At 58.2% G+C, this 25,784-nt stretch carries 28 protein-coding genes and 2 pseudogenes; 12 read left to right on the forward strand and 18 right to left on the reverse strand.

Annotated elements, in window-relative coordinates:
- Positions 1-186: 186 nt before the first annotated feature.
- The 7 genes from NKH78_RS23970 to NKH78_RS24000 all read left to right on the forward strand — a co-directional run bounded on the left by NKH78_RS23970 (position 187) and on the right by NKH78_RS24000 (position 4,646).
- On the forward strand, positions 187-876 hold the full coding sequence (locus tag NKH78_RS23970; RefSeq protein ID WP_352884445.1) for a hypothetical protein: 690 nt from the start codon (positions 187-189) through the stop codon (positions 874-876).
- Positions 877-917: 41 nt separating this feature from the next.
- On the forward strand, positions 918-1,763 hold the full coding sequence (locus NKH78_RS23975; RefSeq protein ID WP_352884447.1) for a hypothetical protein: 846 nt from the start codon (positions 918-920) through the stop codon (positions 1,761-1,763).
- Between the two features lie 76 nt (positions 1,764-1,839).
- Positions 1,840-2,220, forward strand: a complete 381-nt coding sequence (locus NKH78_RS23980) for a hypothetical protein (RefSeq protein WP_352884448.1) — start codon at positions 1,840-1,842, stop codon at positions 2,218-2,220.
- A complete protein-coding gene (locus NKH78_RS23985; protein ID WP_352884449.1) occupies positions 2,217-2,477 on the forward strand; it encodes a DUF433 domain-containing protein in 261 nt (86 codons plus the stop codon). The genes NKH78_RS23980 and NKH78_RS23985 overlap by 4 nt, the downstream gene beginning before the upstream one ends.
- Entirely contained in the window at positions 2,474-3,034 is a 561-nt protein-coding gene (locus NKH78_RS23990) for a PIN domain-containing protein (RefSeq protein ID WP_352884450.1), read from the forward strand. Before NKH78_RS23985 ends, NKH78_RS23990 begins: the two co-directional genes overlap by 4 nt.
- A gap of 254 nt (positions 3,035-3,288) precedes the next feature.
- On the forward strand, positions 3,289-4,341 hold the full coding sequence (locus NKH78_RS23995; protein WP_352785625.1) for a hypothetical protein: 1,053 nt from the start codon (positions 3,289-3,291) through the stop codon (positions 4,339-4,341).
- Between the two features lie 71 nt (positions 4,342-4,412).
- Positions 4,413-4,646 (forward strand): BrnA antitoxin family protein, encoded by a 234-nt coding sequence (locus tag NKH78_RS24000; protein WP_352884502.1) that lies wholly within the window; start codon positions 4,413-4,415, stop codon positions 4,644-4,646.
- A gap of 396 nt (positions 4,647-5,042) precedes the next feature.
- Here NKH78_RS24000 and NKH78_RS24010 read toward each other — a convergent pair.
- The 11 genes and pseudogenes from NKH78_RS24010 to NKH78_RS24055 form a co-directional block, all read right to left on the reverse strand.
- A pseudogene (locus tag NKH78_RS24010) lies at positions 5,043-5,373 on the reverse strand (UvrD-helicase domain-containing protein); the annotation flags it as partial.
- 55 nt (positions 5,374-5,428) lie between these two features.
- Entirely contained in the window at positions 5,429-7,207 is a 1,779-nt protein-coding gene (locus NKH78_RS24015) for an SIR2 family protein (protein ID WP_352784319.1), read from the reverse strand.
- Between the two features lie 101 nt (positions 7,208-7,308).
- Positions 7,309-9,744, reverse strand: coding sequence for an AAA family ATPase (locus NKH78_RS24020; RefSeq protein ID WP_352873626.1), 2,436 nt, complete (start codon positions 9,742-9,744; stop codon positions 7,309-7,311).
- On the reverse strand, positions 9,741-10,367 hold the full coding sequence (locus NKH78_RS24025) for a hypothetical protein (RefSeq protein ID WP_352784323.1): 627 nt from the start codon (positions 10,365-10,367) through the stop codon (positions 9,741-9,743). Before NKH78_RS24025 ends, NKH78_RS24020 begins: the two co-directional genes overlap by 4 nt.
- Positions 10,364-12,133: an SIR2 family protein gene (locus NKH78_RS24030; protein WP_352884452.1), complete on the reverse strand. Its 1,770-nt coding sequence runs from the start codon at positions 12,131-12,133 to the stop codon at positions 10,364-10,366. The genes NKH78_RS24025 and NKH78_RS24030 overlap by 4 nt, the downstream gene beginning before the upstream one ends.
- A 153-nt stretch (positions 12,134-12,286) precedes the next feature.
- On the reverse strand, positions 12,287-12,571 hold the full coding sequence (locus NKH78_RS32675; protein WP_502899831.1) for a PGN_0703 family putative restriction endonuclease: 285 nt from the start codon (positions 12,569-12,571) through the stop codon (positions 12,287-12,289).
- 158 nt (positions 12,572-12,729) lie between these two features.
- Complete coding sequence (locus NKH78_RS24035; protein WP_352873628.1) at positions 12,730-13,164, reverse strand: hypothetical protein; 435 nt, start codon at positions 13,162-13,164, stop codon at positions 12,730-12,732.
- A 14-nt stretch (positions 13,165-13,178) separates the two neighbouring features.
- Positions 13,179-13,769 carry a hypothetical protein gene (locus NKH78_RS24040; RefSeq protein ID WP_352784325.1) on the reverse strand — a complete coding sequence of 197 codons (591 nt, stop codon included), beginning with the start codon at positions 13,767-13,769 and terminating at the stop codon, positions 13,179-13,181.
- Between the two features lie 9 nt (positions 13,770-13,778).
- Positions 13,779-14,567 (reverse strand): PD-(D/E)XK nuclease family protein, encoded by a 789-nt coding sequence (locus NKH78_RS24045; protein ID WP_352784328.1) that lies wholly within the window; start codon positions 14,565-14,567, stop codon positions 13,779-13,781.
- Positions 14,568-14,851: 284 nt separating this feature from the next.
- Positions 14,852-15,097, reverse strand: coding sequence for a DUF6074 family protein (locus NKH78_RS24050; protein ID WP_352784331.1), 246 nt, complete (start codon positions 15,095-15,097; stop codon positions 14,852-14,854).
- Between the two features lie 56 nt (positions 15,098-15,153).
- Complete coding sequence (locus NKH78_RS24055) at positions 15,154-17,607, reverse strand: UvrD-helicase domain-containing protein (RefSeq protein ID WP_352884453.1); 2,454 nt, start codon at positions 17,605-17,607, stop codon at positions 15,154-15,156.
- Positions 17,608-17,649: 42 nt separating this feature from the next.
- On the opposite strand from NKH78_RS24055, the gene NKH78_RS24060 reads away from it, so the two are divergent.
- The 4 genes from NKH78_RS24060 to NKH78_RS24075 all read left to right on the forward strand — a co-directional run bounded on the left by NKH78_RS24060 (position 17,650) and on the right by NKH78_RS24075 (position 19,656).
- Positions 17,650-17,781 (forward strand): hypothetical protein, encoded by a 132-nt coding sequence (locus tag NKH78_RS24060; protein WP_352873635.1) that lies wholly within the window; start codon positions 17,650-17,652, stop codon positions 17,779-17,781.
- A gap of 278 nt (positions 17,782-18,059) precedes the next feature.
- The gene (locus tag NKH78_RS24065) at positions 18,060-18,737 is read left to right on the forward strand and encodes a hypothetical protein (protein ID WP_352884454.1); all 678 of its coding nucleotides are present in this window, start codon (positions 18,060-18,062) and stop codon (positions 18,735-18,737) included.
- 194 nt (positions 18,738-18,931) lie between these two features.
- A complete protein-coding gene (locus NKH78_RS24070; RefSeq protein ID WP_352873637.1) occupies positions 18,932-19,249 on the forward strand; it encodes a hypothetical protein in 318 nt (105 codons plus the stop codon).
- Positions 19,198-19,656, forward strand: a complete 459-nt coding sequence (locus NKH78_RS24075) for a hypothetical protein (protein WP_352884455.1) — start codon at positions 19,198-19,200, stop codon at positions 19,654-19,656. Before NKH78_RS24070 ends, NKH78_RS24075 begins: the two co-directional genes overlap by 52 nt.
- 14 nt (positions 19,657-19,670) lie before the next feature.
- On the opposite strand, the gene NKH78_RS24080 is transcribed toward NKH78_RS24075, so the two are convergent.
- The 5 genes from NKH78_RS24080 to NKH78_RS24100 form a co-directional block, all read right to left on the reverse strand.
- A complete protein-coding gene (locus NKH78_RS24080; RefSeq protein WP_352884456.1) occupies positions 19,671-20,123 on the reverse strand; it encodes a hypothetical protein in 453 nt (150 codons plus the stop codon).
- Positions 20,124-20,167: 44 nt separating this feature from the next.
- Positions 20,168-21,070 carry a hypothetical protein gene (locus NKH78_RS24085; RefSeq protein WP_352884457.1) on the reverse strand — a complete coding sequence of 301 codons (903 nt, stop codon included), beginning with the start codon at positions 21,068-21,070 and terminating at the stop codon, positions 20,168-20,170.
- Between the two features lie 141 nt (positions 21,071-21,211).
- The gene (locus tag NKH78_RS24090) at positions 21,212-21,571 is read right to left on the reverse strand and encodes a hypothetical protein (RefSeq protein ID WP_352873640.1); all 360 of its coding nucleotides are present in this window, start codon (positions 21,569-21,571) and stop codon (positions 21,212-21,214) included.
- 41 nt (positions 21,572-21,612) lie between these two features.
- Entirely contained in the window at positions 21,613-22,530 is a 918-nt protein-coding gene (locus tag NKH78_RS24095; protein ID WP_352451809.1) for an endonuclease/exonuclease/phosphatase family protein, read from the reverse strand.
- A 73-nt stretch (positions 22,531-22,603) separates the two neighbouring features.
- A complete protein-coding gene (locus NKH78_RS24100; protein WP_352884510.1) occupies positions 22,604-23,632 on the reverse strand; it encodes a ComEC/Rec2 family competence protein in 1,029 nt (342 codons plus the stop codon).
- On the opposite strand from NKH78_RS24100, the gene NKH78_RS24105 reads away from it, so the two are divergent.
- Complete coding sequence (locus tag NKH78_RS24105) at positions 23,618-23,800, forward strand: hypothetical protein (protein WP_352884512.1); 183 nt, start codon at positions 23,618-23,620, stop codon at positions 23,798-23,800. The genes NKH78_RS24100 and NKH78_RS24105 overlap by 15 nt on opposite strands.
- On the opposite strand, the pseudogene NKH78_RS24110 reads toward NKH78_RS24105, so the two are convergent.
- Both NKH78_RS24110 and NKH78_RS24115 read right to left on the reverse strand, forming a co-directional pair.
- Positions 23,750-23,947, reverse strand: a pseudogene (locus tag NKH78_RS24110) (metallohydrolase); the annotation flags it as partial. The gene NKH78_RS24105 and the pseudogene NKH78_RS24110 overlap by 51 nt on opposite strands.
- A complete protein-coding gene (locus NKH78_RS24115) occupies positions 23,929-25,761 on the reverse strand; it encodes a gluzincin family metallopeptidase (RefSeq protein WP_352884458.1) in 1,833 nt (610 codons plus the stop codon). The pseudogene NKH78_RS24110 and the gene NKH78_RS24115, both read right to left, overlap by 19 nt.
- Between the last annotated feature and the right edge of the window lie 23 nt (positions 25,762-25,784).

The following is a 25,784-nucleotide window of genomic DNA, read 5'->3' on the forward strand; positions in this document are numbered from 1 at the left end:
GGCGAAGGCCGGATCGAGAAACGTGTATGCCGAAACGGAAGCCCCGTTGGGCTTGGGAATGTGGAAGCGCTCCTGATGGTCTGACCCGACGGCTTTCTGGGTTTCCCGATCAATGTGTACCTGCGTAGGACCCACACCGAATGTGGCCTCGACTGCAAAAGGGAACTGACTGATGCCGTTTAATTCATGGAAGACGCCATCGGCACTGCGCAGAAGCCGGCCATTGACCGAAATGACGTAGGCGTCTGCAGCGCCCACGACGCCATTACCGAGATCGCCGGGTCGCTCCTCATTCCCCAAGAGGACGACAGCCTTAGCGGCGATGGCGGCCGTCCACCGCAACAAGAGTGCCTCATGGGGAAATGTACGGACAACTCCGAGTCCGGGCGCCAGCCATGCTTCGGGAATGTTGGTTGGCTCTGGTGTCACGATTTCAATCCAGATCCTTGTCCCATCCTGATCCAGAAGCAAATCTGGACCTATGCGATGATGGATTGCAGCGAGGCCATGCTTTTGAAGCTGATCGGCCAACAATACCTTGGAGAGCTGTTGCCAATACACGGCATCCTGAGGCGAGCAGAGCTTCTGCAGTGCATCTCGGTCTCCGAGCCCAGCGTCGAGAAAGGTTCGGTATGCTCCTTCCAGCGCGGTCCGAAGCGCTGCGCCGTGCTCGCCTTGGTTCGGATATCGCCTCCCGATTGCGGAGGGAAGATTGAGATCACGCATTTCACCGTTCGACATTTTGGCGCTCGACAGCAGGAGAGGTCAGGCGGGAATCGACCGCGCCAGGATGGCCTCGGCGGCATAAAAATGAGCCGTGTAGTATTCAGTCAGGTGCTTGCCATCAAAGCTTTTGTGCGAGTGCGTATAGTGTAGCCATGTTGGACCGAGCGTAATAGTGCCCGACTCGGTGCCGTATGCGTCAGATTCGGACGGCCAGAGATGGAGGCCATATCACGATGCCGATTCCTGAGAACCTCAAGCTTCTTCACACCGGTGAGGAAGTCGTATGGCAGAAATCGATCGCGACGATCGAGGCCGATCCTGACCTCAGCCTTCATCTGGCGATGATCGAGTGCGTGATGGACCTGCTGCAGTTCTACCGCATGGCCTATGATGAAAAGGACGAGGACCAGCTCATCGTCAAGCTGCTCGGGGCCAGGATTTTCAACGATCTCGGCGCCTCGATCAGGCTGATTTTGGGAGGGTACTACCAGGCGGCGGGCCTGCCGACCCGGGACATTCTGGAGACTGGGTTCCTGCTCGACTATTTCTCAACCGACCCGGCGCTGATCCAGACGTGGAAAGCCGTTCCAGAGGAGAAGCGCAACAAGGAGTTCAACCAAGCGAAGATCCGGGAAGTGCTCGACAAGCGGGACGGCTATGAAGGCAAGAAGCGATACGAACACTATAAGCTTCTGTCGGCCATTGCGGCACACCCGACATTCGCCGGCTTCACCATGCTCCGGCCGGAGCCGGGCGCCAACGCTCATATGGGCCCGTTTTTTGTTCCCAACCTTCTCACGGCTACGATTCAGGAGCTGGTGAAGGTGACAATGACGGCCTGGGAGAACTTCAAATGGTTCTTTAAGCCCGAAACCCTTTCCCAATTTCGAGCGACGCTACGCTATCTCGAGATGAGCTCGGAATGGGTTGAACGCATCTACGGAAAGAAGCTCGATCGAGGTGATATCGAGGCGGTCAAACGGATTCTCACACAGATTGATGGTCAGCCAAGCGACCGCGTCCCGCCCGCTGCATGAGGCCATCCGACGCTCGGTGGTTGCATCTTCTCTAATTCATCCTTAGATTGGGGAGGAATTAGAGAAGGAGGTACCGATGGCTTCCCCACAGACATTGACGTTGAGCGAGGCGGGCTATGTCCTCGACCGGTCAACCACGACGCTGAACAAGGCAGTCGATACCGATGTCATCCGTGCGAAACAGCGCAGGGTCGGCAAGGCCGTGCAGCGCCTCGTCGGTCCAGCGGAACTTCGCTTTCTGCGACTGGCCGATGAGCTCGAGAAGGACCTCACTCCTTCTGGTCGGCGGCGCCTCTATGGGCGCTGCGGAAGTTATCTGCCAGCACCCATATGGTGCGATGGGGCAAGCTCGACCTCGACCTCGCGCGGATCGACAGCGATCTGGAAGTCCGCCTCGCTCGGCTCGAGCACATTCGAAACTGGGTGGATCGCAGTGAGGACCAGTCCGAGGCTTTGATCCGGGATACTGGGATCCCCGCCCATCTGGTTGCTGCGCTCTCCAAGGAGCAGACCGTCGAGGAGATCCTGAGCGATTTTCCGTCGTTGTCGAAGACTCAGGTTGAGGCAGCGATCGAGTACGCTAAGGCCTATCCCAAGCGCGGTCGGCCTTACGCTCCTCGGAGCCTGAAGCGGACGCTGTCGGAGATGGCCGACCTTGGCGTCTTCGATGGAGACGACAGACCGGAGGAATCGGCGCCTCGGCCAATTCCGTGACGCTGTACCTTCTCGATGAGAATGTCCTTCGAGAGGCAGGAGCCCGCGGCAACGAGAATGTTCGCCGCTGGCTCGCAACCATCGACGATACCGACCTGCGCTTGAGCGCCGCCACGCTGTTCGAAAAGCGTCGCGGCGCGCAGGCTCTCAAGGGCCGCGATGCGGAGCGCTCCGCAGTCCTTCTCGCCGCGATCGATGCGCTGGAGAAGTCGTTTTCGGATCGCATCATCCCTATTGATGCGCCCGTGGTGGCGGAGTGGACCCGTCTGCTTGCGGGCAAGAACAAAGACCGGTGGGATCTGGCGCTTGCGGCTACGGCGAGGTTCGTGGGCTTGTTCTCGTCACGCGGAATGTGCGGGACTTTGCCGGACGTGGTGTTCGCATCCTTAACCCCTTCAAGGATCCGCCTGAAGAGCTCGAGGCCTGACCACGTGCGCGAGAAACCCTTCGCCCATTCCGCCATCGTGTTAATGGCCCAGGCCGCGCAGACTCACACCGAGATAAACAAGCTGGTTGTCTGCACGACTCTCGTCAAGAGTGGCGGGGGTTGCGCTTGATTTTTGCGAGACGAGCATTGCAACGGCGGCTAAACGACCTACGCGCGACTCTTGAGGGCAGCGCGGTCGACAATCTAGCGGCGCGACTTAACCGACCGGGCAGAGATCGGCTTGCGGCAATGTGGGAGGTCGCAGTTCTTCATGCTCTAGCGGATTCCGGCATGCTTCGGAGCGAGGTTCCACTCCCTTCGGGGAGTCGCCCGGACGCCTTCTTCGATAATGGGGACCTTCGGTTCACCGCAGACATTACTACCGTGTCAGACGAGGGTCTCGATGACGGCAATCCTTTTTTCGAGCTGAGCGCGCTTATTGAGAAAGAAAAGACTAAATTGGGACTGCCTATCGGCGGCGTGGATTTGCGCGTTAAGTCGATGGACCATCGAACCGGGCGAGGAACCAGGACCGTGCTGCGGCTGCCTCCCCGCAACCAGCTGGAGGCGTTTGTCCGGAACGAGATAGTGCCACAGTTGCGCAACCAGATACGTGCAGACGAATGGCCGTTGCGCGTCGCGATTGACAGCGATGACGCAGGCTTGGATATCACGATAAATCCTGCGAAATCGCCCTACAGCCAAGGCGGATTCGCCGCCTATGACGTCCCGCGGATTAAGGACCGCAACCCGCTGTTCAACGCGCTCAAGCCAAAGGCGGTGCAACTCCGCGGTGCTGAGGGCGTTACAGGCGTGGTTGTGTGCGACGGGGACTGCGCCGCTCTTTCCGAATGTCAACATAGTCAAAATCAAGTATCAGCCGAGACAATCGCCGAAGATTTCTTGCGCCAATATTCATCGATCGATTTCGTTCTCCTGTTGACGATCCGGGAGGCACAGCAATTGTGGCCGCGGGTTGACCCCGCGGATCGCCGAGTACACCACATCCTTGTGGTCCGCCCGGGACTTGATGCTAAAGACCAGCTGAGTGCCCTGTTTACCGCGATGATCGGAAAGCTTCCGAAACCCGTGGCGATGCCGGTCAACGGCGCGCTGCGCGCACGGGAGCGAGGATACGACCTTGGGCATCACGGAGGATACCAGATGGAAGGAAAGAAAATCCGCATCAGTTCGCGGGAACTGATGGAGGTTCTTGCCGGCCTTCGGACGCTCGCGGATAATGGCGCCAAGAATGTTGAGGCTAGCCGTCGCCAGCCATCCCGGCCAAGCCCGGTACAGAATGTCTTCCTGAGGAATCTTCAGCAGGGTCAGCGTCCAACGGCCATCAATGTCATCAAGACTGACGAAGACGATGGTGATGATTGGATTGAGTTCGAGTTCGACGAACCCGACCCGGCGATTTCCCCGTTCAGCTGACTTGCTCAATCAACCAGGTGACCGGAGTATCGGGTTCGATTACCTCCCCACGATCAAACAGGTCTATTGCAATGGCAAGTCCCCCGCGCCGACCCACAAATCCCTTGGCTGCCGCAGAAGCAGCGTTCAAGCCGATCAAAAAGCCTGCAGTGGTTCGCGAAGCCTCGGCTGCTCCAAATATCAGGGAGCTTGTTTCAATCAGGATCGACCGGGCAGTGCTCGATTATTTCCAAGAGGACGGGCCGGGCTGGCAGGATCGGATCAACGACACGTTGAGACAAGCCATCACGCATAAACGCGACTGATGCGATCGCTAATTGAGAAGACGGAATAATGCGTCAAGCTGCACTGGATGCGCAATGCTGCTATGCACAACTCGCTCTTCATACGGCGGCTGTATCAAGTAGGTTGCTGGCATCGAATTTCGTCGAGGTCACCTCCTCCCGACGTTGGCGACTTAGGGCGGCATTTATTCCTCCCGAATGCTGCCGTCCAATCAAGCCCGCCACACCTCCTCCCGCGGCGGGCTTTTTCTTTCAGCCGGTCGTCAAATATCGAACCGGAGTTGGGTTCCGTCATCACTCTCGTCGCCAAGCGACGACAGCGAGATTCCAAGCAGGCGAATTCCCTTGCTGGCAGGGAATATCGCCTCCAACAATCCGGTTGCTATTCGATCGAACTCTGACTGGCCGTTGATCGGCAATCTGATCGGCATAATCACGCAGAAGCCGCGCGCCGATTCCACGGAAGGTACCGGCCCATGTCAGAGCATCGGCCATCACGCCGCCATTGCCGTTGAAAACGCGGTTGCAGATTCGTTCGACCCGACGTGACATCTCGGCCGCCGCACGGCGCGAGAATGTCCTCAGCAGGATCCGGCGCGGATCTGCGCCGCCAACAATCAGATGGGTGACCCGATGGGCGAGGGTGTTGGTCTTTCCCGATCCCGCGCCTGCGATGAGTGAGAAGAGGTGCCGCAAGCATCGCCTTTGCGTCGACGACGCCACGCTCGACAGCACGCCGCTGCTCGATTCACTGAATCACGTTTCTCGTTTTGTTCGTAATGGCTCCGCAGTGGCCGTTGGCTTTATTGCCACTCCATCCAGCCGGCCACACGCCTGAGATTGAGGGCGAAAAAGTCTAGATAGGCGTCGCTTCCGTGGGCAAAGCCGGCCTTCAGTAGATCGGCGCGGATTGGCGGCACGAGCAAATCTTGTTCCACGGCCTGTCGTGCCGTTTCACGCCAGCCAATACGCCCGACGGACATGCGTTCCTTGCGGTCGTGGACAGAAAGGGTAGCCTTCAATTCATCTTCACTGTGTTCTTCCAAATGGGCGAGCGCCCCAAGTGTCTCGAACCGATCGAAGATCAGTCCAAGTTCGGATTGCATCCCAACAAACGACCGACCCCATTCGGTGAAAACATTCAAAAGATGGTCGCTTAGAGGTGTCTTTCGACGATCCAGTCCTTCAAGCGTCCTCCATGTGTTTTCATCGAAGCCTTTCCAGTCCCAAAGAAAAAGTGTTTTCACCAATGGCTTCGGGGTGCGGTCTTCGCGGGGCATCTTGAGATAGAACAGGTCGTGCAATTCTCTCCATCGTTGAGCGCGGACCAACCCCAATCCGTAGGCGGTAAACACCAACAATGCGGGATAAGACCTGAGTCCAAGCCAAATACTAAGGCCACTTCCTTCCTTGTTGGCATGCGAAACCAAGGCCCTTACGATATCGGACAACTGCGAAAATTCCGCGCCGTCACCCCACCGACCCATCGCGCCGGCGGCTCTGGCCAGCGGCTCCGATGCGGCCTGATAAATCTGGACGCGACCGCGAAATTCCTCCGGAGTCCAACTGCCTTGTGGCGATAGCTCGGACATGCCCATCCGATCCAATAGGCGCTCACCCTCTTGCGCGATGATTTCGTCAAGTTGGATGCGATGCTCTCCCTTGGCCAAATACCGCTTTACAGTGCTAACGAGTAGCTCGACGCTTAGCGGGTTTTGTTTCCGGGTGTGGCTTAGGGTCTCGACTCGTTGGGCCAATGAGACGAAGAATGTATCTGCGTCTGAAATCGTCACCTGTTGTGCTTTTCGGTGGCCAATCAGTTCACCAGCACCGCTGCCCGGTTCACCACGCAGGGTCCAGAAAGTAGGATATCGTCGGTTTGGTGCCCGTAAGATGGCTGCACGTAGTGCATGATCCCAGTCGCCAGACCAGCCACACAAAATAAGTCCGTGCTCATCGAAAATCCGATCGAGAAGCGCGTCATATTCGGGCGGATAGCCGTTCAGTTCTTCATCGGTGTTAAGGATTCTCGCATCCTTGTAATCACCGTGAAGCTTGAAGATGTAGCATGAGCTGTGGGACAACGGCTCTGCTCCGGCGAGCGCATCCACCGACCACACCACAGTTGGTTCAACACCTGCCTCCCTGAGCGCATTTTCCATCAACCGATCAAAATTCGTCGTGACGATCACTTTAAAGTAGCCGTCACGGACCAATCCGGCGATAGCATGATGTGCGGCCGTGGGGACTTTTCGCCGATCAATTCGATCCTGTTCATCAGGTTCAATGTACGAGTGCAGGATTGACCGTCGTTCTGCGCGCGATGATGCAAGTTCTCCCAGCAAAATAGAGTAATTTGGCTCGCTACCAGTCTGGGTTCGATACCATTGGGCCCAATCGGTCGGATCCGCCGCTCCCTGTGCCAAGGCGACGCGACGAACGAGATCGAGGGTGATTTCCCAGCCCGTTGGTATTCCCGCTGACCGGGAGAGCCCTGATCCCAGCAGCAGCGCATAAACGCCCTTGTTCTCAAATATAGAAAAGGCAAGTTGAGTGAGAGGATCGCCTGCCAAGATGCTCATGCGGGTTCCAACAACATATGACTCTTGATATGTCAGGACAGTAGAAGTTCGTTCCGACAGCGATCGTGAATATTCCCCTGCTAAATCTGTGAACTATGAACCTATGCTGCCGACCGCAGCGCAGTTTCCTCTTTGAAACTACGCCGATCAGGTAAGCATCGCGTATCCTGTTTAGGGCCACGCGAGAGTTCAAGTGACAACAAACTGTCGCCGGCAAATGCCGGACTGAGTTCGAGTCTCAGATATTCGAAGAGTTGACGATCGTGCACAGCCACGATCACTTGACGCTTTTGTCCCTTTGAAAGCGTCCGAAGCAACGCCGCGAAATGGGCGATATGCACGTCATCCATCGATTGAACCGGGTCGTCAAGGATCAGCCATGGCAACTGGGGCGCGACGCTCAAATGGAGTGCGATGAACAACGTCAGTGCAGCGGTGTTGAGATTCCCGGCGCTGAGCATTGCGCCCGGCGTGCCGCCGGCGCCGCCCGAGCGATGGGTGGTAATGAGTTTCGGATTGAGCCGATGCGTCGATTCGCTGGGGATCCTAAACGCAGGAACAAAGGGTTCATTCGGCGCCAGCCGGACAAAGAGATCTCGCCAGAGGCGGTTTAGCCGCTCATTAAATTCCCGAACGATAATGCGCGAACGAACAACCTCAACCTTTGCCCTGATTTTCTGAGCGTCGGCGCGGATCCCATTTGCTTTGCTTAGGGCGCTTTCGACTTCACTATATGTGCTCGTATCGTCACGGATCAGCTTCTCGGCGAACTCGCGTCTCGCGACTTCTGCTCGTATTCGCCGGAGAGCATCCTTGGCAGTGCGACGCGCGCTGACGCGCGTGTTCAATGCAGCCGTTCGCTGATCGAGCGCATCCAGGAGCTGAACGATGGCGGACTGGGGCGTGGCAATCAGTTCTGGCGCCGCCTGACCGAGCGTTTCAGTGAGCTCGGTCAATGTTGCCATCGTGGCGGTGCGAGCCAGATCCGCAGACTGGTGGCCAGCGAGAGCGCGGCGCGTGGCGGTCTCGACCGCAGCTCGGCGCGATCCTTCTCGAGCGACATTCTCACGCTGATCAAGTTCAACGACCAGGGCATCAACATCGGCAGACTCGCGCTCAAGGTCCGCAAGGGCTTTCGGTTCTAGAAGGCGCGACTTGAGCTCGGTCGCCTCGCGTTCTAGCCGCTCGACCAAGACCTGCTGCTCGGCTCTGTTCGTACTCAGGCCAAGCAAACGCTCTGCCGATCCAGAAAGGGTCCGCACCTTGTGGTTCAAATGCTCGGTAAGCGGACCTTGGCCCTTCTCGGCAAAATCGCGATCGCACACAGGACAGTGATCGTTCAAAACGAAAGACGACAGCTCCGCGAGTGCAGCGGCCAGGTTCCCCGAGTTGGTGGCTATGCGTCCTATCTCGCCGTCAATCGTCGTGAGATGCTTGCCGGCGACGATCAGTTCCGCCGTCACTTCCGATTCGCGCTTGGTGTCTTGAGCGGCGCGAACTTCGCGCTCGTTGAGCTGCACTTTCCGCGCCCGCAGAAGTTTCAGCGCATCAAGGCGCATCGCTTCCGGATCGGCTTGCGATAGAACTACATCGGGCAAAATCTTAGTGACCCGGTCACGTAGTTGGGAGAATACGTTCTCGAACTCTCTCTGCCATCCCTGGAGGTCGCTGTTCGCCTTACCATGGGCTTCAGAGAGACTCGTTTCGTCCTGTTGCGAAACGGTGGAAACGTTTCGCACTGCTTCCTGTTGGACGGCCAACACCTGCCGACGCTGGCCTGCCAAATCATTCAGTTGCGCATCTTCCGGCGATTGGGAGATCGCCTCCTCGATCAAATCTAAGCGCGTTTCGTCGATCGGGTTGAGAAGCTCCAACTGTGCCAGCGCCAGATTTAGATCGCCAAGTGCCTCAGCAATTATCTTCGCGGCCGCGTCGCGGGCTCCGCGATGTTCCGAGAGGGTTCGCTCAAGCCGTGTCTTTTCATACTCGACCTGACCATAGCGGTCGGTGGTCTTCCTTAGATTCCTGATGTCCGCTGCAGGGAGCAGCCCTGTTTCAATTGCATCAAGGCGGTCAAGGCCAAGCAACTCGTTGACAAACCGCGACAAGGGCGAATTCGGAGCCGAGTCCGAATCTTGATAGATTTGCAACAGCTGTCCGAGGAACGATTGCGGCAGATAACACCGTTCACTGAAGAACGATGCTGGTCCAGCCGGCAGTTTCTCGCCAGGCTCGACCCCGGCCCTCGTCAGAACTGAATGGAAATGATTGCCTCCGGCCAGCCCAAGAGTACGAAGGTCGATGTGCCCGCGTTCTGCCGAGCAGTGTAGCAATTGCTTTTGATACTGCGGATCCGCTCGGCCCAACGAAACAACACGCCCAGTGAGCGCCGTCTCGATCGCTGACAAAAGACTGGTTTTGCCGGCGCCGTTCTCACCATGGACGAGTATGACCTTAGCATCTAGTGGAGCGCGCACCATACCCTTGATGCTACGGAAGTTGGAGACCTCGAGTTCTTGGAGCTGAATATCAGTCATGAGCTGGTCCGCAGCGTCAGGACTTCGCCGAGACGTGCGCCAAGAGCCTGAGTAACCGCCTCCTCTCCATGAACCGACGCCTCAACGAGCCCGTCGACCAATTCGCGATCTAGGGTCTTCGGAAGCGCTGCAAGAAGTTCGGTCATCGTGTCGCTTTTCGACGTGCGTTCATCCGCTTCGTCCGAACCTAGGTCCAACGGCAAAAGGACACGGATTTGGTCGTCTAGAGCTTCGGCAACAGCGACATTGATGGGCCGGCCGTCGGCGTCAAGGGAGGCACTTTCCACGCTGAGGACTCGACACGTCGCGGACAGGGCTTCCATGTCTCCCTGCAGCATCGCTCCAGCAAGGATCACTGTCAGCACGTAGCGCGATTGCGTGATGTCCAGGGCCCGGCTGAGCGTCTCGATACGCTGCCGAACCCGCGTCGCATCCCTATCGCCATGGTCGCCGGTAGCCGTATCGACAATTAGGATGAGGTCGAGCCCGCGACCGTCACTGCCGCGCAATGCCGCGGTAAACTCGAAGTCCACTGTGGCAACCTTGAAGGGGGTCGCCAGTCTTGTGTAGCCAGCCGCCTCCAAACGTTTAACCAGGCCGTTCACGAGCAGAGTGTCGTTCATAGCGTAACCTCGCTGACGAACCTTGTCTTCAGACTGGCAAAATCTGGCTCGGTATCGAGCATCTGCGCTATGCTGACATGTCGTGTCCCGACCTTGCCTGTGCGGCCGGGAGGGCGGCTGCGTACGCGCGCGCTATCGACATTGTTAGGGAACATTTGTTGCCACACGTCATCGGCATGAATGACAACGGTGTTTTCGTTGGCGAAGGCCCCATGTTTCTGAAGATCAAGAGCAACTCCTGTCGATCGGGCGAGGAAAATAGCGCGTGAAGGAGCACCCGGCCAAGAACCCGTGCTTGCTATCGCGCCTGCCCCAAGGGCTTCGTCCGCGGGAGGCCTAAGCTCCCACAATCTCACGTTCTGGCCGTGTTCGAGAAGAGAAAGCGCGATGGCCATCTCTCCAAAACCGGCTGCTCGTACGTTCATGTCGCCCGCCAATTGTCCAACCGGAGTCGTGCTTATCACCTCATACGCGTCAGGCTTCGTCGGCAAGTGACCATTACGAAACAGGCTAATCATGCGCGACCATACAGCGATGGCGCGTGTGGTGAACTCAGTTCGATCAGTACCAATTGCACCCGCAATCGCATCCCGCATTCGGTGGAGTCCGGCTATGATAGGCTCAGTCTCACCTACGAACACAGTCCCAGCCAAACGCAGACTCAACAATGCGCTCAGCTTGTCAGTTAGCAGCTTCAGGATCAGCGCAAGCAGAACCTGCTCCGCCCAGGATCGAAGATGTGCACCGCCCTCGATTTCATCGACGAACTCGTTATACGTGCCCGCGTACACCATTTTCAGCATTGTGCGCTGACCGTCGCTGATCGCTTCTTCGCAAAAGACATGGCCTTGAGCTCTAGGCTCGCAAGGCCAAGGCCACGGGTTCGCTTTGCGAGCCTTATTGAAGGTCGCCTGCAGATTCACGTCCTGCAGCGAAAGGCCAATCATTAAAGCTTTCAAATTAGTTGCAGCAGAAAGTACTTCGGTTTGCATTGCCGCAAACTTCGGGTTTTCAGGCCACCCGATGATCTGGGTTTCAGAAGCAGTCAGGAACTCACGATATACGTCGGGATCCTCTGTTGCGTGGACAATACAGCCGTGAAATTTGAGGAGACGGGCCTTGGCCGCAGCATCTCGTAGATGACCTGGATCAACGACAACCTGCAGGTTTCCTTTTACGCCCCCGGCGAGGCGCTCCACCGCGGCTTCGATGAAGCCATCCCAATTTGCAGATGCTATCTCGTTGACGGCACCCTCGAGGATCAGGATCGCGATAGATAGATGCTCGGCAGCCGGTGGTGCGGGGTCCTTGAAAGCGTCACGGATGTCGACGCCCTCCCAAAGCAGATAATCCTCGCGTTCGCCCTTGATTCGGATGTCGAGAAGCTTGGAATACTTATTCCAGAGAACGCTGACGATCTTGTCGCGAAGCTCAGTTGGCCAATCCGCGAACTGTTCCTGAAAGTGCGGTTCTACTACATCGACGTTGATCTCGCTCAGTTTCAGCGCGGCTCGAAACGCGGGCTCGAACTTTGCTTGGGTGTCGGGATCCACTGCATGTTTACGCAGGAACTCCATGGCGCGAATGACGATCCCGCCGAGACTTGGCGCCTTGCGTGAAATGCCGGACCCCACCCAAAGCGCAAACTCGCCATCCTCAATGGCAACTGCCATCGCGCGAAAATCGCCGTCAAGTTTCTGGAGGGTATCCAGCACAGTGATCGAGGAGGCTGTGGGCAGAGGTGTCATTTCCACCGGAATACACACCCTGGGCGTTCCCTGCTCCGCCGAAGGGAGCGACGGAAAGCCCTGAGATCATAACCTCGGCGACCGAGAATCCACTCGTCGAACAACACCTCGGTTCTCGTAGAATCCATTATCGCCCCCCACTCGCCATAGTAGCGGCTAATCCTTGATTTCCTACAGCAAAGATCGTTGGGGGCTGCACAAAACGGAAATTGTGATTTCTAAATGCCATCCGCCCGTCGCTTGACCCGCCCAGCAGGGCACAACCCACGCCGGAAACGAACTCAAAACTGGATAGAAACTGGGGGCAAGGTCAGGCGCGATATGCAGAACGCGGACGCGTTCCGTGCCGTCTTCCTTCGTGGCCTGCATACGCGATGCCAGCATTTGCTGACGAAAGAGCTCGTAGAACGGCTCCCAAAACAGATCCGGGAGCTTCAGGTCTGCACTGCTGCGCAACGGGCCGATCGGCGCGAAGGCGATGTTCTGGTAGCGGCGAGACGCTCCGCTTCGCGCTTCGGCTCGGGCGGAGCGCCGTAGGATTCAGTGTACTTCCACTCGACGAGCAAGGTCTCGACTCGGCCTGCCTGCCGGAACGCAAACGGCATCGGCGCTTGTCACATTGGCGGCGCGCTTCGGGGCCATTCGTTCAGGTAATCCGTACGGCCGATCCATTCAAAGCCGACGAACCAGGGTTCACCGTCCGGCCCTTTCTCGACCTTCAGCATTTCCGGCAAGTCGCCAAGCGCGCTTTGGACGAGTCGCGGCAACATCTCCGGACGCGCGTCGCGAGAGGCATCAGGAAATTCAGGCAGCAAACCTGTGACGAGAGGCCATGAGCGGCATGCTGATGCCAAGCGATGGCATTGTCGGCGAAAATAGCGGTTGGCAATGTCGTGGATGTCGGGGTTTAGGTTAGAAAGGCGGTTCGCGGGAGCAAGGCGAAAGGCGCTCCTTTCGAAGCCGGCTTCGCCGGGAAGGTAGGCTTCGAAGAAGGCAGCCTGCCGCGTGCGTTCCTGTAGTACGAAGTGAGGCTCGCATGGATCCGTCATGGTGACTTTGACCGTTAGGCTTTCCTCGCCTTAGCGAGCAATGTTGAAAACAGAGTCTTGGCTTTGTCTGCTCGTTCCAAAGCCTCCAGTAGCGGGGTCATCGCCTCTTCAAGGCGGCCATCGGCAATCGCGGCAGCAACTGCTTTTGAATCCAGGTTGCACACCGTGTAGAAGTTGCCGCTATCGCTGAGATGGAAATCGGTCTCGGCCAAAACGCGAGCGTGATCTTTCGCGAGGGGTTTCCATTTCCTCGTGCCCGTGGAGTCTTGCCCGAACCAAAGACAAAGTTGGCCGCCTGCGACACCAAGATAGCGGGAGAGCCAGAAGTAAGGCTCCTGACCTATGCCTTCGCCGGTATCATCCGGTCCCTTGTCCGGATAGAACCAAGCCTCCGGCTGACCTTCTAGAAACCATTCTTGGGGAGCCGTCCAAGGATTATCTCGCTCGAAAGCTCCTTTCCAGCCTTGTTTCTTTGCCCAGTCATCGAGATGCTCGATAATCGACTCCCAAATGTTTTCACCAATGACCTCAATTCGCTTTGCAGCGGCATCGAGGTCCAACAAGTTTTCTACGATCAATCCATCAAGTTCTGCGTTATCGGTCATTCAAACTCCTTAGTGAAATTGGCCCACATGCGCTGCGAAAAGCAGCGCTAGTCGCGTGGAGAAGGTTTCCGCGCCAAGATTTCGCGCGACGGATTTGATCGCCCTCGAAACGTCTGCCCACCGAAGCTGGATGCAATTTGTGGGATCTGAGGGCGATGTTTCTGAGAGGTATAGGACGGCCCAATGCTGCTTGCGAAGGCTCGCCGCCTTTGTGGCTGCCAACTGCGCGTATAGAGCTACTTGGTCCCTTTTGGTTTCAAGCGCGTCAATCTTGACTTCCAGGAACAGGAGGAAGTTCGCACCCGTAATCTCGATATCGACACGGTGATCCCCATTGCCAAGCGGATAGCTCTCACGAACCGCACCTTGAACATCCCTGAGCAGGAAGCCCGCCTTGCGCGTCCCGCCGATGCGGTTCCAAATCTCAATCAGGTAGGCATCCCCAGCCCCGTGAGAGCCACCGGGATCGAGCAGCCAAGTTAGAACCCTCGCTGTACGGACCTCGTTGCGACCCAACCCCGCGACAGACCAGACGTCGATTGCGTCGCCGCGCTGCCGGGCCTGTAGCAGCGCGGGCGACAGTGCGCTCAGCACTTGGTCGAGTTGCGCTGGCACGAGCGTTTCAGGGGCCGAGACTAGGGCGCGGTGGTTGGCTTTCAACCCCGATCGAATCCGGAGGAGGATATCGCGCAAATTCTCGACGTCGACTGTTCTGTGCGGCTTCAGGTTCTTGCGCCAGTCCTTCAGAAATGAAGCGAGCCGTGCAAATGACGCAGAGGGCTGCGGATCTTCAGGCATCAGCCGTACGCTCGGCAAATCTCGCCGCCAGCTTTTCCCACTCGTCCTTGATCGCGAACGCATCCCGAAACTCGGCAAAGGCCCATGGATGACCGCCGGATATACTCGATGTGGAACCGTATCTCGCCCGAGAGCACAGCTGCGGAACTTGCAAATAGCATTCGTGCTCACGACGAAAGAATTGCCCATGGAGACACCCGGGGGGCTCGCTATGGTAGCGCCACTGCATCCGCCAAATGCAAGGTTTCTCAATGCGGATGAAAAGATCGCCGCGGTCATCGAAATCATGCGCGCGAAGCACTGCGGGTGGCTATTTCGCCTAAGACAGCATGAAGAAGCGTTCCAACTTCCTGTTCGGCCAGCCCAGGTGCAATTCCTGGTTCGGACAGTTGAACGAGAATTGTCTTGGCGGTGCTGCGCCAGAAGGCATTCGCGTCATCCCCGTTCTTGGATTCCAGGACTTGGGCGATACCTTCGACCAATTTCCGCCGCCGATGCAGCGGAAACGCGCTTATGTTTGAATCACACATCGATCACCTCACCCCTTCAATCTCGCGAATAAGCATTGGCGGGTTAAAAAATTTGGTTAACAGCGCTTTTTTCTGACGGTGGCCAGCAATGGAATACAGCGTCCGCTACGCTCGGTGGACGGTGCCGCGAATAGGGCATTCGGTCTTACACTGATCGTCATTTCGCAGGCGCTGTGTGATCTCTCAACGATGTAGCCGGCACGACACGTGGGACATTGACGTAGAAGGTCGCCGTCAATGGTCTCGAAGCGCAGGTTGTCGCCGGCAATCTCGGAGAGCTCGCGGATGTATCGAGATGGTTCGCGGCTGTTGGCGAGCAGGAACACGCCGCGGCTGGCGCGGGTTAGGGTGACATAGAACAAACGCCGTTCTTCGGCATATTCAAATGTCTCCGGTCGCGGCATGACCAAGTTCAGCAGTTCGTCGTCCTCGATCCGGCTTGGCACCCCGTAATCGCCTTCGCTGATATCGAGCAAGATTGTGTAGTCGGCCTCGAGCCCCTTGGCACGATGGAACGACAGTCCCGAGACGTCGATGTTTTCGAAACCAGGCTTTGCGCTCTTGAACGGGTCGAGCTGGTTGTAGCGCCAGAGCACCATCACTTTGAGCTTCTGGCGCCCATCGTTCCGCCATTGCTCTGAGATACCACCGAGGAAAATGTCGAGGCGCTTCAGCAGCCGCCTACAGGCTTCGCCAAAGTCGGGTTTGCCGCGGTCGCTCGCGACCGGAATGACGCGGATCGATCGAGCGATCGCCGGCCGTGTCGAATGCACCGACTTTTTCAGCTGCGCGGGATTGCGCTGCACGAAGCTCGCGGCAGTCTCGGCGATGAACTGGTTGCAGCGATAGGTCTGCTCGAGGCGACCTTGCCAGCTGGCCCCGAAATTCGCCTCGAACTGCGTGAAGATCGTGATGTTGGAACCGGCAAAACGGTAGATGGACTGCCAGTCGTCACCGACGGCAAATATCTTGGTGAAAGGTTTCTGGTACTTCAGCGCTTTGATGAGATTTGCACTCGGCTCGGAAATATCCTGGAACTCATCGGCGAGGATCAGGGTGTAGGGGCTCTGATACCGGCCGGTCTCCACAAGGCGCGTCGCCTTCGCAATCATGGAGTCGAAGTCGATGCGGTTGGCTTCTTCCAGCTTGCGGGAATAGGCCTCGGTAATGATCCAGACCGCGCGGGCGAAATCCTTGGCGCGGGCGCTATCGTGCAGCGATCCGGCGCGCTCGACGAGCATCTCCAGGGTTAGGTGCCTGGCGCGGATGTGTTTGATGCAGACCGCGATCAGCTTGTGATAGTGCTTGATCACCACCGGCTCGAGGGCCTGGACGATGGCGGTATAGCACTTTCGCCGGAGCGGAATACTGCGCTTGGCGAGCTCCGCTTCGAGCTCTGAGACCAGCGATCCACGACTCGCTTGTGCCGACGTGGTCTCGAACACATCGAGCCCCGCCTCGCGATACGAAGCCCGCTTGCTTTCGGTATGGGCGACGTAGTCGGCGAAGGGCGACGAACCGTCGGCGTTGATGGCCAGATGCTCGTGAATCGTTTGGCTGGCCGTGTAATAAAAGTCCGGATGCAGGTGCCTGATCGCACCGTTTTTGTTTTCGAGCGCGATCTGTCGCTCGTACTCGAATTCCACAGAATGCAACCATAACCAGTTGACGATCGTCTGCTCCTGAAGCGACTTCACGTAGACGCCGGCCATCGTGCCGATGGTGGCATTGCCATTTCGCCACCGCACCGACAGGTAGCGTTCGTGATCGGCCTTCGTATCGAAGACCTCGGCGGGGATATCGGCCTTGGGATGCAGAACCAGAAGGTCGATCCAGAGCCTGGCGAATTCCGGATCGACGCCCAACAAGTCTTCGATGATCTTCTCGATCACCTTCGCCTCACCAGCCGGGTGCTCGACCCAGTCGGCGAGTTGGGGCGGCCGTTCCTCGGTCTCTTCGATGATCTTACGCCCCAGCGCGTGAAAGGTGGTCACCCGGCATTTCAGTTCCCCCGCTTCGACGCCGAGTTGACGGGCAATCCGCCCCTTGAGTTCCTCGGCGGCGCTCCTGTTGAAGGCGAGTACCAGGATTTCGTCGGGGCGATGGAGCTGCTTGTTGAGGACATATGCGACCTTGCCGACCATGGTGGCGGACTTTCCGGAGCCCGCCGAGGCGACCAGCAGGTTGTTGTCCTCCAAGCGGATGCAGGCTTCCCGCTGCTGGTCGGACAAGGATCGCCCGTCGAGATCATCAAAGAATGATCGGTATCTGCTGAGCTCCGCGGAAACGAACTCATCATTGTACCGGTGGCGAACGCTCGGGTCCGTGAGGAACGCGAGGGACGCCGGCAATGCGGCCTTTAGACCCGAGGGCATCATTTCCGGATCGAAGAGCGGATGGGACAAAGCAGCTGCAGCCTTGCCCGGCACGGCCGCGATCACCCTCGCGAGATCGGCGTGGGCTAGGTATTGCCGCTGCTGCTCCGTGATCGTCCGCAGCCGGGCGTCCACCTCGCTCAATCGGCCGCTCTCGGAGGCAACGAGGTCGAACAGATGAGCGTTGACGAAACCATAGAGGTCGGTCGCGAGCTGCACCGCTGCCTGTTCTCCCAGGCAGGCAAGACTATCGACCCGATGGCTGGATCGAACCTCGACGCAATGCCACAGCAGGGCCTTGCTGACTGAGATGGCGGTTACGTCGATGCATGGCATATCGATGGTGCCGGACGAGACCAGTCGTACCATTCCCGGCGTCGATCGATTGAGCGTCAGCTTCCAGCGTCCGGACGGCAGAAACCGTGCGAAGAAACCAGGCCGGTATGTTCGAGTGCGTCCAGACATCCTGGACTAGGTGCCACATCGATGGCGTTGTCGTCACGCCGAGCAGAGCTGGCCAGCAATACTATTTTGTGGCGATCGCGGTCGCACGTGGCAAGATCATCTCTGGATGATGCGAGTCTCTTGTGAGGCGCAAGATGAAGCTGAGACGACTTGAAAAGATGCGCACGGGCGGTACCCGCACGAAGATGCAGCTCTCCATCCCAATGCCCAAGACGCCTGATGGAAGAGTCTATCGCTACTCACCCAATGCGGAGGCCCACCCCCGGCATTTCGTGCTCGGGGACCCTGTCGTCGGATTTGTTGCGGATCCTGATAGAGCCGTCCGGATCAAATATGCTCCTGGCACTCCGGGGACCGTCTGCCCCTACAGTGGCGTCAGGGCCGACGATGCAGAGTTCATGCATCCGGACGATCGCAAGGCTGCAGTCAAGATTGTGAAACAGGCCGCCTTGCAGGACATGCAGGACGCGGTTTCGGACATGCTTGCCGGTGTGGCGCGAGGCAGCAAGTCGATTACCTACAAGCCGGCAGCCCGCCGGAGCAAGTCTCGCCCTCGTTTCGGCCGCCGTGATCTTATGCGCCTTCTGGTCTGCGATTGCTGCGGGCGGGACTATGGTGTCTTCGCGATTGCGCTGTTTTGCCCCGACTGCGGGGCGCCCAATCTGGCGTTGCACTTCGCTCGCGAGGCCGAGTTGGTCGGGCAGCAGGTGGATCTGGCGGAATCCCAGGGTAAGGACCGGCAGGAACTGGCCTATCGCCTGCTCGGCAATGCTCATGAAGATGTGCTGACTGCTTTCTAGGCAACCCTCAAGGTCGCTTATGCCTATCGCGTTCAGAACCGTGTCCCAGGGTCGACACCGATCAAGCCGATCGGCAACGATTTCCAGAACATCGACAAAGGCCGCAAGCGCTTCGAGGAATTCTCGTTCGATCCGTTCGCCGAACTCGACGCAGGGGAGCTTGCAGTCCCTCACTCAATATCCAGAAACGTCACTTGATCGGACACAATCTCGGCGTGGTCGATGCCAAATTTGCGCAACATGCCAAGGAGGCAAAGCTGGGCGAGACCGTTGAACTGGTGGCGGCCGACGTCCGTGCCTTCGCCGCTCTCTGCAAAAAGGTGGTTCGACGGATCGACGATATGCTCGGGGACGCAGCACTGCCACCACCGGCGGACCAGACCGAGGAGGAGGCGATGCCGCCCCCAACAGAGACGGTCGGTGATCTGACCTCGGAGGGATCGGCACTGGGAAAATGGATATGCAAGACTCGGTCGATGGCCTACCCCATCATCTCAATGAGGATGCGCTGATCGCAGCCTTTCCAAACTGGTCTACGGATCAGTTCGCCGAAGCGCTGGCCGAGGACGACTACGTGAGCCTTACTCACACGATTTCCGGGCGTTTGCCGCGCGTACACGTGGGCGCGGACCTCTTCTTGACCTTCGATCCGATCTGCATGGAAAGCGATCCGATTGCCGACGCGCTGCAGCTGATCAGGCTCATCCTGGATAAGGACTCGGTGGACGTGCCTGCCCTGCATGCGGAAAGCCAAATGTCGCTGCGGCGCTTCAACCCCGCCATCGGCATGATCATCGCGGAGATCGGTGAGGGCAGGGTGTCCGAAGCCTACGTTGAGCGCTACCCGGCGCCGTATTTCTTCATCGTCGATTCTGATCGCGTGGCGATCAAAAGGCTGGCTCGGCGGCTGGAAGGTTAGTTGGAGCCGTCAACTCATGCCGATATGCTCGTGAGACGCGCGTCCGACATAGCCGGCGGGCGAGACGTGAGCGACCCGAGCATAGGTGACGGAACGTACCGGACACATAGTGTAGTGCACCCCTCGGGTGAGACAGAGATCAGTAACAGTTCTCTGTTTCTGAGATCGCCGCAGGGGCTTCCCGCCGCGAAGCTGTCCAAGAGCGCGGCGTGCAGTACCTCAGAGATGGCAAAGGTCTGGTACTCGGGCAGAATTCCATGTGACGCGACCTGACGGGCCACGGCCGCCTCGACCTCCTGTGGATTTTCACCAGCGTCGATGAGCTGGCGCGCCGCGATGGGGTAAGCAGCCGCCAACGCCGCTTCGAGCGTCATGCTGCCTTGCTTGAGCAGAGGGGAGGCCACTTTTCCCACCCGCTCCCCGAGCACAAGCTCGACCCGGGAGAACTTCCGCAGTTCGTTGGTCATCGGACCTGATCACTCAACGCTCGCAAGTGCTTCTAATACAACGGCTAGCGAGCACTTAGCTCGTTGCGCATTTTCTCATAGCTGTCCAACAATGCCTGCGACTCGGGAGTGGCGCTGATCGCGTGATTTATGAGCAGCAATCGATATTCGAAATTCGGGTGAGACTGCCCATGATCCCAGAATATGCGGGGATCGCCAAGCGAGCGGCATCCGAAACAGGCGAGTGTTGCCTCGCTCGAGACCACGAAGGAGAGGCTGCTCAGGAACATGATCGCCTCGGTGGTGCCGAAATAGAGGTCGTAGTTGTCGATCGGCGGATTGCCGTTTCCGAGTCGGCTAAATTCCCTTTTCAGGATTGTTGCAACATAATCGTCGGCTTGGCGCTCCCGCGCTTTCGCCTCGGTCTCGTCGTTGTTTGGCACGGCGTCGGCCGTTGCCGGAAGGAACGCACCGTAGTGCCTGTTCCCGATATGGCCCAGCTCATGCAGTAGCAGGAACACGAGCATCGAAATCTGCTTGTCCTGCATAAGCACATTGTCTTTGGACAGAACCGCGAAATTGCGCTCGAAATGCACGCCGCTGATCACAATCGTCCGGCAGCCTGCGGGTACTTCCGCGACGACCGGCCTGGCCTGGTCCGGCCTGATATGATGGACGGGGATCTCATCGCTGCTCGCGTTGTCTTCCGTCGTATTCGAGAAAAACAGTACCAGTTCCGGATCGCGCACGGCCGCGTTGACAATTTCGATCGCCCGTTTGATTTGGGCATCTGTCACCTTGGTGCTCCGCAGGGCAAAATCACAGGCGGCGACGGCGTTGCCCACGCCCAGAATTAGGGCCAACGAGGCGAATGTCAGAATTCGTACGAGCATTTCGTGCTTTGCAACGGTTCGCAGACCGGAGCAGGTCATCAAGGTATTGGCGCGCCGCCTGTGCATCGGTTTCATCTCTGACCGAACTGAGCGTTTTGGCCGCCTCCTGTTCAATGTTGTCCACGCAGCCGAAACGGCTATCGGCGACGCCATTCAGATAAGTTGCACCGGACGTCGAGACGGCGGCGCCTGCACCGAGCAAACCGATGGCAAGGGTCAGCAGGATGCTGGCCCGCGGTCCCATTGGATTGCCTTCTGCAGGCCAGCGAGTACCGTCGTTCCAGCTCCGAACACGACGACCAGCATCAACAGCCATTGTGCCCAGGATTTGGTCTCAATGGTCGCCTGATTCACGCTGGTCGCGATGGCATTGGCTTCGCTGATGGCGTTGTTGATTTCATCCGGAGGCAGCGGGAGGGCACCGTCGAACCCCGATCCGATGCGCGCAAAATCGCCGACGATGCGAAGGGCCTCCGGTGTCAGGGCGAACGTGACAAGAAGGCCTATCGCGAGAATGGCAATACCTATCGCAATGAGTGTCTTCCCCATGCCCCCTCCACGTCGATCAACCAACATGCACCGCCTGCCCCATACCCTGAGATCCGACTTCGCCAGGACTAGGTTACGCTCACAGCAGCAGCAATTTCGGCGCTCCCAAAATCATCGTCCCGCCGCACCACGATTGAGGTTTTCACCAGATAGTGGTCGGAAAGATACTTATCATGCGCCAGGGGACTTGCCGATCTCAGAATATACTGGCGGCTAAACCGGAAGGTTTTCCGCTCGGCGCCGCGCGGGATAAAGATGCGGTCGAACGGAGCATCATTGCCGATCGCGTAGGTCGGGATGTCGTCTTCATTCAAGTCTTCAAAGCCGCTCTCGATGAAGGCCTGAATCGCTCCTTCGTCACGCCTTTTGCAGTTGGTGTCGCCGAGGACGATGATATCACGCTCATCGAAGGCATCGCCAATTGCGGCAATCTGCGCCATCAGTTCGCGCGCTTCATGGTATCGCGTGCGCATCACGACGTGGCGTTGCCCGACGTTCGACTTCATGTGAAGCGGTATCACCACGAAGTCCGTCAGTTGTATGGCTGCGTCTTCACCGGGCCTCGCCGCAAATTTCACCGCATGCGGATGCCTGTCCCAAAGGAAGAGCCTGTCTCCGTTGTCGTCGACGACCTGGTTCGACACGTTGACGCGCAGGGTGTCGCCGACTTTTGTCACGCGGGCCGTGTTCCAGGCGATGCCACAAAGCTGTTCTCGATCGCTCGGATCACGATTCGGGAAGATTTCGTACTCCCAATGATTGCCGGTGTGCTCCTCGACGAGATCTAAGGAGGCTCTGAGGAACTTGTTTCCAAGTTGGCCGCCGGCTGGGAAATCATCCGTGATGTAGAGCTCCTGAATCGCTAAAATGCTGACGCCGGAGAGTTCGATGTGCTCGGCGATGGCGTACTGATTGTTCGGTGAGTCGTCCACTCGCCCGAAATGTTCGATATTCCAGCTGCCGATATGTATGTATCTTGGTTTCATGTGACCCTCCCTTTGCCAAAATGACGGTTCATGTCATGCGGTGCTGCGCGGGCCCAGATCGACGCCCGGGCGGTCACTCCGCTTCGATCTCGATATCCACATAAGTCTTGCCACTGAGGATGCACTCGAGGTCCGTTCGCGGCGGTTGTGCCTCCATGAGCCACTGCTCCTCCCGGTCCGCATAGTGCGGCAGGTTCGCGGCACCGGCCGCACCGAAGCTGTCCAGATACTTTCGAGCGTTGCCGACGCGCTTGCCGAGCTCGACAAGAAGCTCGGAGCGCGGGATGCTTGGGTACGTGTTCCCTCGTGCCGTCGACACGAGCGCTTTCGCGGCTGGCTGCTCTCCATCGGCAGGAAGGGGAAGGATCGCATTCAGGATCCTGGCAGGCTCGCTTTCGCCGTTTCCGCCGCTGGACCAAGGCGTGGCGTTCTCGCTGCCATGATGGCCGATTTTGAGGAAATCGATCGGCTCGCCCAGAAGTTCGGGCCGCGTGTTCCACATTGTGTTCCAGGAACCATTTCCCTGCCCAAGGCGGAACGTATTGGTCCATTCTGCATCGCCGACGAACAGAAGGCGCCGTCCTTTCCATTCGATCAGCAGAACGACACTGGTGTTGTTGATGACTTTGTCGTTTTCCTGCGTGAACGCGAACAGTCCCGACATCATCCGCGATCGCAGACGCCGGAAATCGGAGCCGCTTATGCTCTCGGGCCTGACCTGGGGCTCGTCCCTGAGCGTTCGCAGGGCACCTGTCGTTTCATTGAAGGCGTGAACGATCTCCGCCCCTTCATCACCGAGATAATAGAGGTCGATATTCTCTTCGGGCCCGAGAACCTTGAGAGTGGCGCCCTGCAGTGTCTCGATCGCCAATTCATCTTCCGTCATGTCGGCATGGACGTATTTGGGTTCGATTGCGTTTCGGGTCGGAAGCGTGGTTCGCAACGCCTCCATCGCGCCGTCATTGCCGAGCTCATAGAGGGCGACGAGGCCTTGGAGCTCAGGGCTCAGGGACAGGTCCCTCGCCGCAAGATTGCGCATGGCCCGCGTCGCAAGCCGGTTGAGGGCAAAGGCGTGTTCGGCTTGAGGATGCTGCGCGTTCATCGCCGCGCTCATCCAGATGTTTTCGATTTGGATGCCGTCGAAGTCCTCGGGGTCGAATCCCTTGATATGGTCGGCATGTTCGTGTGTCGCGACCAGAAGGTCGAGCCGAACCCGCCCACCGCCGGCGTCCGGCAGGATCTCTTTCAGATTTGCGACCGCACGCTTTAGTAGCGCTGCCCGGCCCTTCGAACCGCAGTCTATGAGGATGTGGAAGTTGTCGACCGCACCGTCTTTCACACGCGCCCCGGGAATGCAGCAATAGATGCAGTCGCCGACCTCGACGTCGTAGGCGCGGACTAGGAGCTTATCTGCCACTGCACATCTCCCATTTCATCGTCGCGATCGTCATGGAGGCCGATATGCGGAGCCAGGTGAAAGCGCACCGTGCCGTCGATCACGCGCGAGCCGAGAGGAGCTATGCTCTTCTCGAGCAGCCCAGCCTCCCCACCAATCGGATTGTTGATTCTCCCTGCCGCAATCCGACGGGCCAACGCCGAGAGGAAGGCCGCCCTGCGCTCTCGTCCTTCCTCAAGCTCATCATCGGCGTCCCGGCCCGTGCCAAGCTGTGGCCCGGTACCCGGCTTCCGCGCCCAGTGAAGGACGTTGCCGTTCTCATCAAGCGCGATTGTGCCGCCGCACAGCAGACTTGTGGTCTGGCCTTCATAGGCGCCGAATTCAGCACCGTTGAGCTCGACATCCTCGCGCCAGACGTACTGGACGAGGACCTGCTTCGGCTGTCGGCGCCCGTCGATGGTGAACTTCTGCGCGGTCGTGACCTCAGGAAGAACAATGTCTGCCGTGTACGGGATAAGCAGCGACTTACGGTTATCGTCGAGGAAGCGGTAGGCGTACGCCCGCGAATTCGCGATGGTTTCGACATCGTGAAATATGTCGACAGGCAGACGCCGGAACGTGACCTTTGCTCGGCCAAGCTCTTCACGCTCCGACTCGTCGATCAGCCCGCGTTGTATGAACGCGTCGAGCATCATCGCTCGCTGACCGTCCGGATCGCTCGGATTGGCGATCTCCTCTGCCCGCAGGACGGCGATCGCATAATCTTTGAAGGTGACGTCTACGGGCGGCAGCAGATCGAGGGGCTGCACTGCTACGTTTTGCATCCGTCGCACAGTGTACCAGAATGCCTTTGCGACAGAGAGCTTTTCAACGTCGATATAATATCGCGACAGCCGGCGGAGGATGTCAAATATGGCTCCGGTCAGCACCTCCGACATGAAGTGTTGCGACTGGCTGTCTTTCACGTCAGCAAACCTCTGCTTGTTCAGAGCGCTACGCAGGTAAGGCCGATCCTTCACTTGTCTGCCGAATTCGTCGGCAATGCTGGACAGCGCACTCTCGCTGTCGAGGTCGCCCTCTGTTTTCGCGACGAGTTGGGCACGGAAGGCATTGTTGCGGAAGGCGATCAGGATCGCAGCCATATCGCCCATGAACTCGTGAAATCCCGCGGTCTCGGGCAACACGGACTCGTTATAGTAGGGACGTAGACCATCGAGCACGGCATGGCCGAATTCGTGGTTGATGATGTCGGCTGAGAGGCAGGTGAAAACGCGGCCTGCAGGTCGGTCGAAATAATAGAACTGGAGCGACTTGCTCTCGCGATCGTAGTAGGCGTTTTCGCCGTAGCCGGCGTGGGGAACAACGATCAGCCGGTTGCCCTCGAAACCCCAGCGAATTGGCCGTCCCAAACCAAACCCGTTCTCGAAGTAATCAAGTCCGTTCTGCAGCGTGGCCCAGACGTTCACCTGGTGGAACTGAGGCGTGTTCAGCTTGTTCCGGTCTACCTCATCGCCATTCTGGTCGAGAAAAACGTTTCGCCGAGGATCCCACTTCGCCGGCGCGGCGAAGGACTCAGTGCCGCCGTCATAATCGACCACCACGAATCGTGCACTGGTTGGACCATCGCCCAACCCCGGTTCCCAGGGCACCAGAAATCCATCCGCGAAATCGAACTTCTGGTCCGACGCCGTGATGGCCGGGTCCTGAAAATAGACGTCGAACGGGATGCGTAGGTCCAGTTCCTCCTGTACGTCCCGCTGCACGTATCGGCGCGCCGCATAGACCTGCCTCCGAGCCTCCGGGGAAATGGACAAGTCCTGCGTCGCTCTTGGCATGTCACCTCCCGTGCCGGAGTTTT

This window comes from Mesorhizobium sp. M0910 (assembly GCF_040319465.1).
In the GTDB taxonomy this organism is placed as follows: Bacteria; Pseudomonadota; Alphaproteobacteria; order Rhizobiales; family Rhizobiaceae; genus Mesorhizobium.